This window comes from Vibrio sp. 10N.261.51.F12 (genome assembly GCF_041471725.1).
Taxonomy (GTDB): Bacteria; Pseudomonadota; Gammaproteobacteria; order Enterobacterales; family Vibrionaceae; genus Vibrio.
Genome location: NZ_JBFROV010000005.1, coordinates 1 through 13,900, shown reverse-complemented (window position 1 = coordinate 13,900; position 13,900 = coordinate 1). Strand labels below are relative to the sequence as shown.

Below are 13,900 nucleotides of genomic sequence, written 5' to 3'. Positions count from 1 at the left end.
AGCAACCGCGGCGTAGCTTTCGTATATTGTCTATTCTACTTTCACTTGGTCTGGATAGCATGGAAGCGTATCTAAAAAAGATTGCTCACTTGGAAAAGGAAAACGAGGCGCTTAGGCGCAAAAACGCTCGCCTTCAAGAAAAGTTAAATGCTGCTCTGGATAGCAATGGGCTTTGTTTGTGGGAGCAACACATCCCATCCGGTACTCTTACCATTTTCAACATGCAATGGGGCCAAATGCTCGGCTACCAGCCTAACGAGTTAACCGCAACCGTAGAAACGTGGAAAAACAACCTGCACCCCGATGACTACGACCTTGCGGTCGGTGCATTAAACGATCACCTAGCGGGAAAAACCGATTTATACGAAGTGATCCACCGCATGATTCACAATGACGGCAGCGATAGTTGGGTCTACGACCGAGGGCGAATCGTTGAGTATGACGCATGTGGAGCGCCTCTTCGTATGATGGGCACTCACATCGATATCACAAAAGAAAAACGTTATGAGCAACAACTGACAAAGCTAGCCTCCACCGATCCACTTACCGGGCTGTTAAATAGAACGGCCATTGAGGACAGCGCATTTTTCGGCGAGCAGTCAGATACGTTGCAAAAATCAGCCATGATATTTTTTGATATCGACAATTTCAAAGCCGTGAACGACAATTTAGGCCATCACACGGGTGACACCGTACTTATCAACATCGCAAAAAGTCTAACTGAATTGGCGCCAAAGCACTCCCATATAGGACGCGTTGGTGGCGATGAATTTGTTATATTATGCACCTACTCAGAACAAGTAGAGCTCACGACGCTTTGCGAGCAACTGTTTCTGTCCATTATTCCTGCTATAAATCAGAGCCTTGATAATGTCGACATTGGGATGAGTATCGGTATTTGTCTCTTTCAGAAGGGAGAACATCGTTTCGAAGATATTTATCAAAAAGCCGACCAAGCCATGTACGACATTAAGAAGCACGGCAAAAATAATGTGAAGACCATTGATTCAATCCCCATTGCTAATCAAGTTAATGCCACTTAATAGTCACACCTACCATTGAATCACTAACGCCTACGAAAAAAACCACACATCATTAAAACGCTACCTTTTGGGCGACACATTTCAACCCCACTGAAGTCGTGGAATCGATTTATCTTTCCTTTACGCATTCTTGGTGTTATACATATATATAACACCAAATCAGATAGGAAGTCATACATGACGCATTGGCATGATCGCCAACCGATTTTTCGTCAGTTGGCCGATCAAATCACTCAACAAATTCTGCAAGGAATCTGGCAAGAAGGCGACGCTTTGCCATCCGTTCGCAGTATTTCGTCAGATATGAAAATCAACCATCTGACCGTAATGAAAGGTTATCAGTTGCTCGTGGACGAGGGTTTGGTCGAAAAAAAACGGGGTCAGGGTATGTTTGTCGCTCAAGGCGCCCTCCATCAGCTACTTGCCGATGAAAAAGCGCGTTTTCTTGAACAGCAACTTCCACAAATCGCTGCCACGTTGCAACGCTTGGGTATGTCACTTGAAGAATTTATCCAGCAGTTAACACCACATATAGAAAAATCAGACACTAAAGGTGACCAATGAGCGCATTAGTCAGCGTACAACACGCTTCCAAACAATATCGCCAGCAGGGAGACGCTCTGCATGACGTTAGTTTTGATTTGCATGCGGGACAAGTTCTTGGTTTGCTCGGTCACAATGGCGCAGGTAAATCGACCCTTATTAATGCCCTACTCGGCACGCATGAATACCAAGGTATGATTCGCATTAATGGTTTTGAACCCATTAAGCAGCGCGATAAAATCATGCAAAGCTTGTCTTATATATCCGATGTCAACGTGCTGCCAGGTTGGATGACCGTTGCCCAGCTTCTTAATTATACAGAAGGTGTCCATCCTGGGTTTAGTCGTGACAAAGCGGATTCGCTACTAAGTCAAACTGACATAAAAGCTCGCACACGTATCAAATCACTCTCAAAAGGAATGAAGGTACAATTGCATTTGGCCATCGTCATTGCCACAAATACTCAAATCTTGATCTTAGATGAACCTACTCTAGGGTTAGATTTAGTCTACCGAGATACGTTTTATCGCCACTTGTTGGAATGGTTCCATGATGGTGAACGCGCACTGATTATTGCCAGTCACGAAGTAGCGGAGATTGAACATCTGCTCACCGATGTCTTGATCCTCAAACATGGCCGCCCAGTGTTACAAGCCTCAATGGACAGTATCAGTGAAGATTACTTTATCCTTGATGCTCGCGACGAGCACCACGATCACATCAACGCCATGAATCCCCTGTCCTCACAAAAAGGACTCGGTACCACCAAATGGCTGCTTTCCTCTCAATATGCCGCCCAAGTTGAAGGACTGGGGAACATATATGGTGTGAAACTAGCAGATCTATTCCTGGCCTTGCAAAAGGAGACCATATAATGCGTTCAAGCATCGCCATGTTACGCAAAGAGTGGTTAGAAAACCCATTAGTCACACGTATTCCTTTGTTTATGTTTGCTTGTGGTTTATTACTTTTTATCAGTTTGATCGGCAGCGCAACGCTGCAAGACAACCTATTTTTCCAAATGGACGTAAGCGGCGACGTCAGCGACATCCATATGAGTATGGGTGATGACATTAATATGCTGATCGCGGGCGGAGTGGGATTACTGTCGATCTTACTAGGCACACAATATTTTCCCAGAACACTGCGTAAAGAACGTTCAGAGGGCAGTATTATGTTTTGGCGTAGTATGCCCGTCAGTGATGTTAAAACACATCTCGTGAAGCTAGTCTTTGGTTTACTCGTCATTCCTTTAGTGTGTTCAATACTGGTCTTTTTTGCAGACTTAATGCTATGGGTTCTTAATGTCTCGACTGAGCATCAGTTAGCGCTGCTGTATCGTCAAGCGTCACTGGGCTACGTGTTCATCAATTGGATTGAGTTTTTATTGAGAATGGTCGTTGCAGGCGTCTTATTGTTACCCTTGGCACTCGCTGCAATGGCCATTTCTCAGAAGGTCAAGTCACCACTGTTGGTTATCTTAATTGCCATTTACGCTTTACGCTGGATGCCAATTGCAATATTTAACTATTATGGTGTCGATCAGTTCTTCTCGGCGATTTTCTCTTTACCACTGCATGCTATTCTTGCCCAGAACCCATTCAGTGCTATCCCTGAGGCGGGTTGGATTAACATTGCCATTTATGCCTCTATCGGTATTTTAGCATGGGCCGCAAGCCTCAAATTGAGCCGAACGGTCAATTAAATATATGAACACAAAGTGAGGGCATCGCCCTCGCTTTACCGCCCTCTCACTGAAACCCTCTGGAATCACTATAAATAATGATTGAAATCAACCCAATCATAACTACTAACAAAGTACGTTCCCTCAAAGACTAAGAATCAGGCATAATGGCGCTCGTAACGGTTGCGTGACGTAATATGGTCAGTTTATGCGTGTGTTTCCTTAAATGATAAACCAGTGATTCGCCGGAAAATATTGTATCAAATCACTAAAGAGCTAACTAAGGAAAGCTCCAGCAACCTCTCGTTGTAGGAATAACCGTTCTACGATACCCGGTATTATCAATATGATTGTCAATGTCAAATCGTGGGTTTGAATGCGATAAATAGCATTGATTTACAATGTATCAAGGTGACTAACCTCCCCTAAAATATCGTTTCGCGCCACCCTCGAGCAATCGTGCGTATGATTGCGTCATTTTCTCGGAGCTAACTGCACTGCGATACCACGTTAATAAAGGTCAGATTACAAATTTCCTTTTATTTATTAACAATCCAATCCATTTCTAATCAAACATGGAGTTGGTTTTTATAGTCGCTTTTGCGATTAAAAAACCTCTAAGTTATGAAGTTTAAGTCAAAAAAATACAGTATAGATTCTACAGACTATCAAGTCGGTCAAGACAATATCACCAAATGGGGAATGGATGTTCATAACACCGTATTCACCGCATCCGCTGGTTTGTCCATTCTGTTCATTGTTGCACTATTGATTCTTTCACCCGCCGATGCAAAAGCCGCTATTGATTCAGTAAAGGCCGCTGCCTTATCTAAGTTCGACTTCGTGTTTATGTGGACCGCAAATATTATGCTAATTTTCGCTCTTGGGATCGCGTTTTCCCCATTAGGCAAAATTCGCTTGGGTGGTGACAGTGCCACCACGGATTACTCCACCATGTCTTGGATCGCCATGTTATTCGCGGCAGGAATGGGAATTGGACTTATTTTTTGGGGCGTAGCAGAGCCAACTGCGTTCTATACAAATTGGTTTGGTACACCTTTGGGTGTTGAGCCATACACGCCTGAAGGACGTGAATTAGCACTTGGCGCTGCCGTTTTCCACTGGGGTTTCCATGCTTGGGCTATCTACGGCATGACAGCACTTTCGCTTGCCTACTTTGTTTATAACAAAGGATTACCACTTTCGATGCGTTCGGTTTTCTACCCGCTTCTGGGGGAGAGAGTATGGGGAAAAACAGGCGATGTCATTGATGTCATGGCCGTACTGGTGATTTTGTTTGGGCTTGCCACCTCACTTGGTTTAGGTGGTTCACAAGCAGCTAGCGGGATCAGTCATGTATTTGGGTTTGAAAACAGCCTAGTCCTCCAGATATCGATTATTCTGGTCATTATGGGGCTGGCTATTCTCTCTGTCATTAGAGGTATGGATGGCGGTGTTAAACTGTTGAGTAACATCAACATGATTATTGCTTTTGTGTTCCTTGCTTTCCTTGCCATTCTTAATTTCACCACTGTTTTCAACTCCTTGGCAACCGCCGTCGTGGGTTACGTTAAAAATATCATCCCACTCAGTCAAAATGCGGGCCGTGAAGATACAACCTGGCTCCACGGTTGGACGGTATTCTACTGGGCGTGGTGGGTTGCTTATGCCCCATTCTTTGGTATGTTTGTGGCGCGAATTTCACGCGGGCGAACCGTACGAGAATTCTTAGCCTGTGTGCTAATTATCCCTACACTCGTGACAACAGCATGGATGTCATTTTTTGGTGGCATCGCTATTCAGCAGATCATTGATAAAGTCGGATTACTTGGCGCAGAGCAAAGTATTAGCGATGTATCGCTAAGCTTATTTTATATGCTCGATGCCTATCCAATGGGCAACATCTTATCCATTATTGCTGTCATCTTAATCATTGTGTTCTTTGTGACGACCTTAGATTCAGGCTCTATCGTTGTGGATAGTATGACAGCCGGAGGTAAGCTTGAGTTACCTATTAAACAAAAGGTTGTTTGGGCTGTTATCTCAGCGGTTATCGCAATGGTGATGTTGTGGATTGGGGGCACAGATTCAATTCAAGCATTACAGTCCATCACTATTATTGCAGCGCTTCCTTTTGCTATTATTTTGGTATTGGGTTGTATCAGCTTGGTGAAAGGCTTACTAACTGAGGTCAAGCAACCTCAGCTGTCCGATAAAACATCAGTGTAAATAAGAAAAGGGGAGATTCAACAATAACGTTTGAATCTCCCCCTACTTTGGAGCCACCTAGCTGCTTTTATTTTTTATTTATTTGTTTAACGACCCAAGCATAGATCGTTAATTATCGCGTTTATCTGAATATCAGTAATCAGAAATGCTATGGTAGTAGCGACAATTCCTTTTCAAACTGTTCAATTTTACGCTGTTCTTCTTCGATTTTTGTTTCGTACTTAACTATTTTATCTTCCTCTTGATACGCTACAGCCTCGCTAAGGTCTGAACGATACTCCAGGATTTCCTCTTGAGAGTCTTCAATTTTGTCTGATAACTCATCTTTAAGATCATCATTACTACAGTACGTATTCACTTGCTCTAACGCATCACTCAATCCATTAAGTTTTTCGGTGTGTCCATTCGTTTTTGCGATATCCATTTTGTACTGAATTTCACATGCCTTTTTATCACAGCCCACTTTTTCTGAACAATCAGAGGCGAGTGCAACAAGTGGTGAAAAGATTAATGGTAACGATAACAATAGATTGGTGTGGTTTTTGAACATTGAAATTGCCTGTGGTTAAAGGAATAAAAGAGTCTCGACGTGCAATTTACAAGGAAACCATATTGGGCTCTATACTGTTTATCCGTTAAATAAATACAAATGGCATATCGCGCGATTCATTGGCAAATTACACGGTGAACTCGATACTTTTCTTTTTCATCTTTTGACTATAATAGCTAAAGTACTTAAATGACTGATCACGGTCGGCCGACATATTTTGATAAAAAGGATTATTGACGAGCGGCAGTGGATCAACCCTAAAAAGAAACAAACCAAACATCGATCGCTTAGGTGTTAAATATAAATCGTATAAAAATTGTGCCATCGCAGGGTCATGTACTGGAATCACGAAAGACGGTTTTTTTATACTATCCGCGATATATTGAAGTACCTGTTTTCTAATCGATAAGCTGATCGAACCAACACTTAACAGCATATCCGTCTGATCGTCATAAACGATATGACCCATCATTAACCCTTTACTGTAAAAGCTGAGAATAACAAGATTATCAACGGACAGGTGGTCAGCATTATAGAATTTCAAAAAGTCTAAAGAATAGAGCTTTGAGTGAACCGATAATATATCAGTCCATAACTCACTAGGAATCGATTTGACGGTGTAACTAACGACATTATCGATTGCGTAACTATAGGATATATCTTGATTTACTGGAATGTCACCCAACTTAACTGAAGGTGAGATTACGTCCACTTCTTTCGCATCAAACTCATACACTTGTGCAAAATAATTGGCAATGCCCAAACGTCTCAGTAAGCTCGTTTTGGTTTCTCCCCTTTCCCATTTGCTGATCATTACTTGATTCACTCCCTCAAAGGCTCGATGGGAATGGGCGAGCAAAGTTGCTAGCTCTTCTTGTGATAAGCCTTGCTCTTCACGAAGCCTTTTTAATTCAGTGGAAAAATCATCTCGAGTCATTGAGTTCCTACCGCTTTCCATCTATAAATCAGTTTACTACATTTTATTGTAGTACTGATATTCGCGTGTTGAAATACCAGCTCACGTAATTCAAGTAAACAAATGTGAAACGTGAACACATTTATGGGGGGATCACTCTCTTACTGGAATGCAAACATGCATTCGTTAATTGTTAAAAGTCAGACGTGTTTTAATCACATTCGCTTTTTGGAATGCTGTCATCTCCAAAAACAGGTACAATCCGTGCTCACGTTTTTTAGACCGCGCAGATCCTCATTATGCACTCCCCTCAACACTGCTTTACCCGATTCAACGTTGCTATCGCAGAGGTTGATTTACCAAGCCAATTTACGTTTCCGTTTTACTATACGCCGCACCCGTTATGCGTATTAGCGGCGAAACAACTACAACAACACTTGGAGACTCAAACCGACTTTGAGCATGATTTTGGTTTGGGGGGTAACAATGGTGGCCGCGGTAAGATGTTTGGTGTATTACTGGTCAAAAACGCACACGGTGAAATTGGATTTTTGAGTGCATTTTCTGGAAAAATTGCTGATCAAAACCTATTACCTGGCTTTGTTCCACCTGTTTTCGATATGCTCACTGAAGAAGGTTTTTTTCGAAATGAGTTCGAGGCCATCAATGCCGCCAACGCCGATTATCAAACTTTTGCCGCGAGTCCAGAAATTGCCGCTCTCAAAACACAAATCGAAATAGACCGTTCAGATTACCTTCTAAAAGAGCAAGCTTATCGCCAAGTCATGATTGAAAATCGCGCCGCTCGCAAGCGACAAAGGCAAGCAGGTCAACAGCAGCTCACAAGCGAACAGTTCAAAGATTTACTGGATGAGTTAGGTAAGCAAAGTGTCGCAGAAAAGAACGAGCTCAAGTATCTAAAACACACTTTCAGTGACAGACTCGCGATTAAGGAAACGCGCTTGGCAGTGCTTAACGACCAATTAATAGCGCGTAAAGAAAAACATAAAGCAATGTCTAATGCACTCCAACATAAATTGCACAAACAATATCGTTTTCTCGATCATCATGGAACAACTCGAGACTTAGTCGATATCTTTGCCTCAACCGCCACCCCGGTGCCACCAGCAGGCTCAGGCGAATGTGCAGCACCAAAACTCTTACATTTTGCCTACCAACATGGGTTAAAGCCCCTCGCTTTGGCTGAATTTTGGTGGGGTGCATCTCCAAAATCCGAGATTCGCCAACATAAGAATTTTTACCCGTCGTGTAATAATAAGTGCCAGCCTATCTTAGGGCATATGTTACAAGGGCTGAATGTTGAAGCGAATCCGCTAGAAACAAATTGGGCAGCCGACAAAACGTTAGAAATTGTATTTCAGGATGAAGCCATGGTGGTGATCAATAAACCGTTTGGCTTGTTATCGGTCCCAGGAAAGACCATCAAAGACTCTGTCTACACACGCTTGCAAGCCTTGTACCCAGACGCCGAAGGCCCTTTTGTTATTCACCGCTTAGATATGGCGACATCGGGATTATTGGTGTTTGCGTTAACCAAACGTGCCAACAAAAGCCTTCAAAAACAGTTTATCGCTCGAGGCGTACAAAAGCGCTATATCGCTTTGCTCAATGGCGAGCTTACCCAGCCTGACGGTGATATTAATTTGCCAATGCGCGGAGATCCTGATGACCGGCCACGCCAACTCATTTGCATTGAGCACGGTAAGGCAGCGGAAACCCACTGGCAATTAATTGAGGTGAAAGACGGATATAGTAAGGTATATATGTACCCAAAGACTGGACGAACCCACCAGCTGCGTGTCCATAGCGCCCATCACTTAGGCTTGAACATGCCAATGGTAGGAGACGGTTTATATGGCGAGAAAGCCGACCGCTTATATCTACATGCAGAACGACTACAACTCGATCATCCATACAGCAAAGCGCGTATGACCTTCCAAGTCGATTGCGAATTCTAATCTGCGGGTTTACGGCGCGACATCACTCTGAAAAATCTGTGTAATCAAAGTATTGGGCCGGATACCAATCCTTTGATTACACTATCATTGGCGAATAATTAACGCGCTGCACTGCATACTGCAAGTTTAAAGACTGATATTTATCTAAAAATGCCAACACATGTGGGCTGCTCATGTGTGCCTGATGGGCATCAGTATTCTCAAACAGGATCACTTCCATAACACTGTCATCATCAATATTTTTATAGCAGTTGTAATCGATACAACCGGGTTCTTCTCTCGTTTTATTCACCAATGCCAGCGTAATGGTGTAGAGTTCATCTTGCGAAATGTGTGCCGATTGCATTTGCACAACCACCATAATGGGATGACTCGGTGAAATACTATTTTGTCTTTCCATAATGATAACCCCTTATCTCAAGCTGTTTCTTTGAGCCTATATCAGCAAATATTCTACGATTCATTCAGTAGACTATTAACGTTAACTTTATACTAAGCGAAAGAAAACGCGATAATACTTAACGACATAAGGGATAATGCTGGCTAGGTAACGCCTCGATTAATGTCATTAAGCAGCTCACCTCTAGTAAGCTGCATTAACGAATCAACTGCATTAATATAGTAAGTTGTATTAACAAATCGTCGCTATAAATACTAAGCCTTAACAAAGCACAGCGAGTTACATATTTTGCATACGCTTTTTAAGTCTGGCTAAATCAATCGCACTTGAGCGTACGGTTAATTTAATATGCTCATAGTCATACTCTTCCTTAACCACACTCATGCTAGAACGGATTTCACCTACCACACCATTAGCGGTATACGGCACAATAATCTCCTCTTCTATCATCCCCTGCTCGGCAACACTTACAATGTATTTGTGTAGCTTTTTGATATCAAGAGGGTCTCGAGTCGACGTGAGCATGGCATCAGGAAACTCTTCCAACAATGCTTGCTGTTGTTCAGCGCTAAGGCGGTCTGACTTGTTCAGTACCAACAGTTTTTCACTGTCTTCCACACCGACTTCCCCCAACACCTCATGAACCACATCGAGTTGCGCTCGAAATGATGGGTCAGAAGCGTCAACCACATACAGTAATAGGGATGCGTCATGTGCTTCCGCTAACGTTGAATGAAACGATGCCACTAAATCGTGTGGAAGTTTTTTGATGAAACCAACCGTATCGGAGACCAAGATTCTTGGTTGAGTAATGGGTTGCAGCGCACGAACCGTTGTATCGAGTGTCGCAAAAAGTTTATCTTCACCTACCACTTCAGTCGCCGTCATCGCACGCATCATCGATGATTTCCCTGCATTGGTATACCCCACTAACGCGACACAAAACAATTCAGAACGCTGGGTACGACGGTTCTTCAATTCACTCTGAACACTAACCAGTTCGCGTTTTAGGTCCGCTAATTGGTCACGAACTTTACGGCGGTCTAACTCAAGTGAGGTTTCACCCGCACCCTGCCCCATTTGGCGTTCTTTGTCACCACTCGCGGTCTCACGAAGTCGCGGCACTAAATAATTGAGCCGAGCAATCTCGACTTGCAGGCGTGCTGTCCGAGTACGTGCATGGCGACTGAATATCTCAATGATAATACCGGTACGGTCGAAGACTTCTACGCCCAAGTGGCTCTCAACATTACGCAATTGAGATGGACTTAAATCACAATCGAAGACCACTACATCCGCGCAAGCATAAGGCAAATCTTCTTCAGGAAGATCAGAAAAGTCCGTTTCATCAAAGAACTCGTCGTAGTCATCTTCTTCAATTGAACCCTGATGACCCGTTAGGTGCGCAATCTCGGCCAACTTGCCGGCTCCTAGTACGTTCAGCCTTTGTGTCGAACTTTGTTTTTGCGACTGTGTGCCAACCACTTTAAACCCCAGGGTTGTCACTAAACGGCCAAGCTCGGCAAGAGACTCTTTAGCCTCATCACCTTTAAATTCTGGCGTAGTAATAGAAATAAGTAAGGCGTTGTTAAGTGATGCTTTTGCTGTTGGTTTCATGATTGAAATATTTAAGCACCTAAGTGCAGACCTAGTTTTAGTCTAAAGTAGCGTGATCCTACGCTGTTATCGCCGCGCTTTATAGGGCAATAGAAGACTAAATAGAGATTATCTTAATATTGATTGGATAATCAGCAGGCGTTATAAAGCAGCGTAACGTCAACGATCAAGTCAAGAGTCTCACCAGTAGTCACCGTCTTAGGCTTGCTGTATAGTCTGTTTTTTTTCGCTAGGAACTCCCTTCTCATGGAAATGCTCATTGTCTCGTCAGAACAGCAAAAACGTCTCATTATGATCTTTAGCCGCACCACCGCAAAAATGTCAGATAAGGCGCTGCTCAATGACTTAGATTCCCATCAGATTAACTCATCGGTTTACCCTGCTTTTAAAACGGCACGAGATCTTCGCGTCGAGCGTATTCAATTGATTACAGGGAATGACAAAGAAAATGCTTTGAATGGCGGTGACTTCCTCTACCGCTATCTATCGAAAGGCTACATCTGTTTAGGGAACTATACTGGACAACCAAAGCCAGACTTGACGCCTTGGGGAGTAAGGTCAGTGCGCATGCAACCAAAGATTGGGTTCGGTCTTTAACATCTAGCTGTCGTCCTGCCTGACAATGACACACACCAGCAGGTTCTACGAAAAAATGACGACTTGAGCGAGTCGTCATTTGTCGATTAAGACTTAACTAAACAAGCGCTGCCAAATACTAGGGTTTCGTTTGTCATGGTACTCTAAACGCAAACTGTCTACTTCACGCAGCGTTTGCTTAGCCGCATCCAAATCACCCTTTTCTAAATCTTTATCCACTTGCTCCAGCGCCGACGACAGCTTATTAAAGCCTTCTTGGTATAACTCCGCTTTTTCTGGGGGATAATTACCTTGTTTGGTGTCTGCCACTAACGTATCTAGTGTGGCTACCGGTGTCTTCATTTCATCGATGGATTGTGCTTCTGCGGCCTGTTTAAATGCCAACTTCATCGCTTGCATATTTTTCTTGAGGTCAAAACCTTCTGCTGCAAAAGCCGCAGAACTTACGGTAAACATGAGTGCCACAGCACCTGCTTTTATTATTGTATTCATTGAGTATTCCTTTAAAAGAAAAATGATCGTAGTCTAATGGCGTCTTTCGTAATGACACTCTTTTAAGATCATTAGCAAACAGCATTGTACTGAAGTTCATTAACACGCTGTCACATAAATTGTTTCAAAACATAATAAAGCTTGTAACGCTTTAATTGCTTTTTTTAACGTTTCTGCAGCGCCGAAAATTCATCAATTGGCTCTCGTCCCCTAAGTGATAAGAAGTCTAAAAACTGCTGGGCACTGTAGGTAATGATTTTATCCGTTGGCATGTCAACCTCGGTCAATAATTTGCTCGCTAAATCAAGCTGACCAATAGTGTCACAGAAATGTGAATCACTGCCCGTAGTGATAAAGCCACCCGCTTTTTTCACCGCTCTCGCGATATCGTAACAACGATCAACACTGCCGACTCGACTATGTCCTTTTAACGTCGAGTTATTAATCTCAATAGCCACATTGTGCTGAGCGGCACACTGAGTCACTGCGTCAAAATCAAAATCAAAATTCGGATTCCCTAAGTGTCCCAACGCGTCTATTTGGCCTTTTTCAATCACACTAATGAGAGCCTTGGTGTGGGCCTCTTTTGTTGAAGGTCTGAATACAGGTTCATGAAAACTACCAATAATCCAATCCAAAGCTTTATACGAGGTTGGGTGTACGTCTATATCACCGGCCTCGTTAAGAATATTCGCCTCGACACCACGAATAATTGCGACATCAAATAGAAAGCGGGGAATCACGCGTTGATTAGAAAAGAACCAATAATGAGGTGCGCCAGGCATTGAGTCAGCGTGGTCCGTGGTACAAAGTATTGCTAGCCCACTTTCACTGGCTGCTTTCGCATTCTCCATGATTGTGCTGTACGCGTGGCCACTAGCGTAAGTGTGGGTGTGGGTATCAACAACAAATTTCATGTTTGCTCTCCTGGCTTGGCTTATTAGCGCTCATTTTCATTGCTTGAAAAAATGAGGATGTAGATGGAAGTTGGTAAAAACAGTTCGTCATCATGCCGTGGTTGGTATGCATTAGATAACGTGGTCGCCACTCATGATTTTTGATCATACGACGACCCTAATCGCGTACCTGATCGTAATGGCCGACAAGCCTGTCAGATTCAACCCTTCCGACAGGTTATCCAAACCGCATCACAGAAATATTAAAAGAAGTCGATGCCGCCTCGACCGCTATTAGGATCTTTACTTTTTGTCTTCTCGGTATTAGGTGTATTCTTGGTATTAACGCTATCTGCCGGCTTTGACTTAGCGCCCTTTTTGCTCTTAGACTCTGTTTTATTTGCAGACGCGCTTAATTTTGAACCGGTTTGTTTAGCAGGATCATTTTTTGATGACGCATTTTTCTTTGAGCTACGCTTAGTTGCTTTGTTTTGAGTTGCTTTGTTTTGTTTTGATTCTTTTGTTGCGGCTTTCTTAGATTCTTTTTTATCCGTGTCTTTTGTCGGCTCTAGCGGTGGTTGGTCACACACTACAACATAGTACTCTTGATTAAACTCAAAGAAATCGCCATCGTACATCTTACGACGTTTTCTTGTCTCAAGCTCTCCATTTACCGCGACATAGCCTTCCGAAATAAAGTGTTTGGCTTCTCCGCCGCCGCCAACTAAGTTTGCGACTTTGAACAATTTATAAAGTTCGATTGGATGGCTTGAGACTTCAATGCCAAGGGCCTCAATCTCTATCGCTTCTTCTTCGTGGTTCTCGTCAAATTGTTCTTCATTCATAGTGCGGTTACTCAAGATAAGGGCTCAATATCATTTGCAGGCATTGTACTGGTTTGTGGTCATTCTATCTAATAAAAAGCCCCGTAATACGGTAATGCCGATCAGTTAA

Annotated in this window: 14 protein-coding genes; 7 read left to right on the top strand and 7 right to left on the bottom strand. The window is 43.1% G+C overall.

Going from position 1 to position 13,900, the window contains the following annotated elements; all coding sequences use genetic code 11:
• The first annotated feature begins 59 nt into the window (after window positions 1-59).
• The 5 genes from AB4405_RS02685 to AB4405_RS02665 all read left to right on the top strand — a co-directional run bounded on the left by AB4405_RS02685 (window position 60) and on the right by AB4405_RS02665 (window position 5,499).
• Complete coding sequence (locus tag AB4405_RS02685) at window positions 60-1,043, top strand: diguanylate cyclase domain-containing protein (RefSeq protein ID WP_372059517.1); 984 nt, start codon at window positions 60-62, stop codon at window positions 1,041-1,043.
• Window positions 1,044-1,220: 177 nt separating this feature from the next.
• Entirely contained in the window at window positions 1,221-1,607 is a 387-nt protein-coding gene (locus tag AB4405_RS02680) for a GntR family transcriptional regulator (protein WP_372059516.1), read from the top strand.
• Entirely contained in the window at window positions 1,604-2,461 is an 858-nt protein-coding gene (locus AB4405_RS02675) for an ABC transporter ATP-binding protein (RefSeq protein WP_372059515.1), read from the top strand. Before AB4405_RS02680 ends, AB4405_RS02675 begins: the two co-directional genes overlap by 4 nt.
• Window positions 2,461-3,291, top strand: a complete 831-nt coding sequence (locus AB4405_RS02670) for a hypothetical protein (protein ID WP_372059514.1) — start codon at window positions 2,461-2,463, stop codon at window positions 3,289-3,291. Before AB4405_RS02675 ends, AB4405_RS02670 begins: the two co-directional genes overlap by 1 nt.
• A 603-nt stretch (window positions 3,292-3,894) precedes the next feature.
• Complete coding sequence (locus AB4405_RS02665) at window positions 3,895-5,499, top strand: BCCT family transporter (RefSeq protein ID WP_372059513.1); 1,605 nt, start codon at window positions 3,895-3,897, stop codon at window positions 5,497-5,499.
• A 148-nt stretch (window positions 5,500-5,647) separates the two neighbouring features.
• Here AB4405_RS02665 and AB4405_RS02660 read toward each other — a convergent pair whose 3' ends face one another.
• Both AB4405_RS02660 and AB4405_RS02655 read right to left on the bottom strand, forming a co-directional pair.
• The gene (locus AB4405_RS02660; RefSeq protein ID WP_372059512.1) at window positions 5,648-6,049 is read right to left on the bottom strand and encodes a DUF1090 domain-containing protein; all 402 of its coding nucleotides are present in this window, start codon (window positions 6,047-6,049) and stop codon (window positions 5,648-5,650) included.
• Window positions 6,050-6,176: 127 nt separating this feature from the next.
• Window positions 6,177-6,986: a helix-turn-helix domain-containing protein gene (locus tag AB4405_RS02655; protein ID WP_372059510.1), complete on the bottom strand. Its 810-nt coding sequence runs from the start codon at window positions 6,984-6,986 to the stop codon at window positions 6,177-6,179.
• A gap of 278 nt (window positions 6,987-7,264) precedes the next feature.
• On the opposite strand from AB4405_RS02655, the gene AB4405_RS02650 reads away from it, so the two are divergent.
• Window positions 7,265-8,944, top strand: a complete 1,680-nt coding sequence (locus tag AB4405_RS02650) for an RluA family pseudouridine synthase (RefSeq protein ID WP_372059508.1) — start codon at window positions 7,265-7,267, stop codon at window positions 8,942-8,944.
• A gap of 76 nt (window positions 8,945-9,020) precedes the next feature.
• Here AB4405_RS02650 and AB4405_RS02645 read toward each other — a convergent pair whose 3' ends face one another.
• Together AB4405_RS02645 and hflX are read right to left on the bottom strand one after the other, a co-directional pair.
• Window positions 9,021-9,344 carry a putative quinol monooxygenase gene (locus AB4405_RS02645; protein ID WP_372059506.1) on the bottom strand — a complete coding sequence of 108 codons (324 nt, stop codon included), beginning with the start codon at window positions 9,342-9,344 and terminating at the stop codon, window positions 9,021-9,023.
• Window positions 9,345-9,623: 279 nt separating this feature from the next.
• A complete protein-coding gene (gene hflX / locus AB4405_RS02640) occupies window positions 9,624-10,961 on the bottom strand; it encodes a GTPase HflX (protein WP_372059505.1) in 1,338 nt (445 codons plus the stop codon).
• A gap of 246 nt (window positions 10,962-11,207) precedes the next feature.
• On the opposite strand from hflX, the gene AB4405_RS02635 reads away from it, so the two are divergent.
• Window positions 11,208-11,558 (top strand): hypothetical protein, encoded by a 351-nt coding sequence (locus tag AB4405_RS02635; RefSeq protein WP_102469285.1) that lies wholly within the window; start codon window positions 11,208-11,210, stop codon window positions 11,556-11,558.
• 93 nt (window positions 11,559-11,651) lie between these two features.
• Here AB4405_RS02635 and AB4405_RS02630 read toward each other — a convergent pair whose 3' ends face one another.
• The 3 genes from AB4405_RS02630 to AB4405_RS02620 all read right to left on the bottom strand — a co-directional run bounded on the left by AB4405_RS02630 (window position 11,652) and on the right by AB4405_RS02620 (window position 13,791).
• Complete coding sequence (locus tag AB4405_RS02630) at window positions 11,652-12,050, bottom strand: cytochrome b562 (RefSeq protein WP_372059504.1); 399 nt, start codon at window positions 12,048-12,050, stop codon at window positions 11,652-11,654.
• A gap of 164 nt (window positions 12,051-12,214) precedes the next feature.
• A complete protein-coding gene (locus AB4405_RS02625; RefSeq protein WP_372059503.1) occupies window positions 12,215-12,967 on the bottom strand; it encodes a phosphatase in 753 nt (250 codons plus the stop codon).
• Between the two features lie 242 nt (window positions 12,968-13,209).
• Entirely contained in the window at window positions 13,210-13,791 is a 582-nt protein-coding gene (locus AB4405_RS02620; RefSeq protein WP_372059502.1) for an RNA-binding S4 domain-containing protein, read from the bottom strand.
• Window positions 13,792-13,900: the final 109 nt, after the last annotated feature.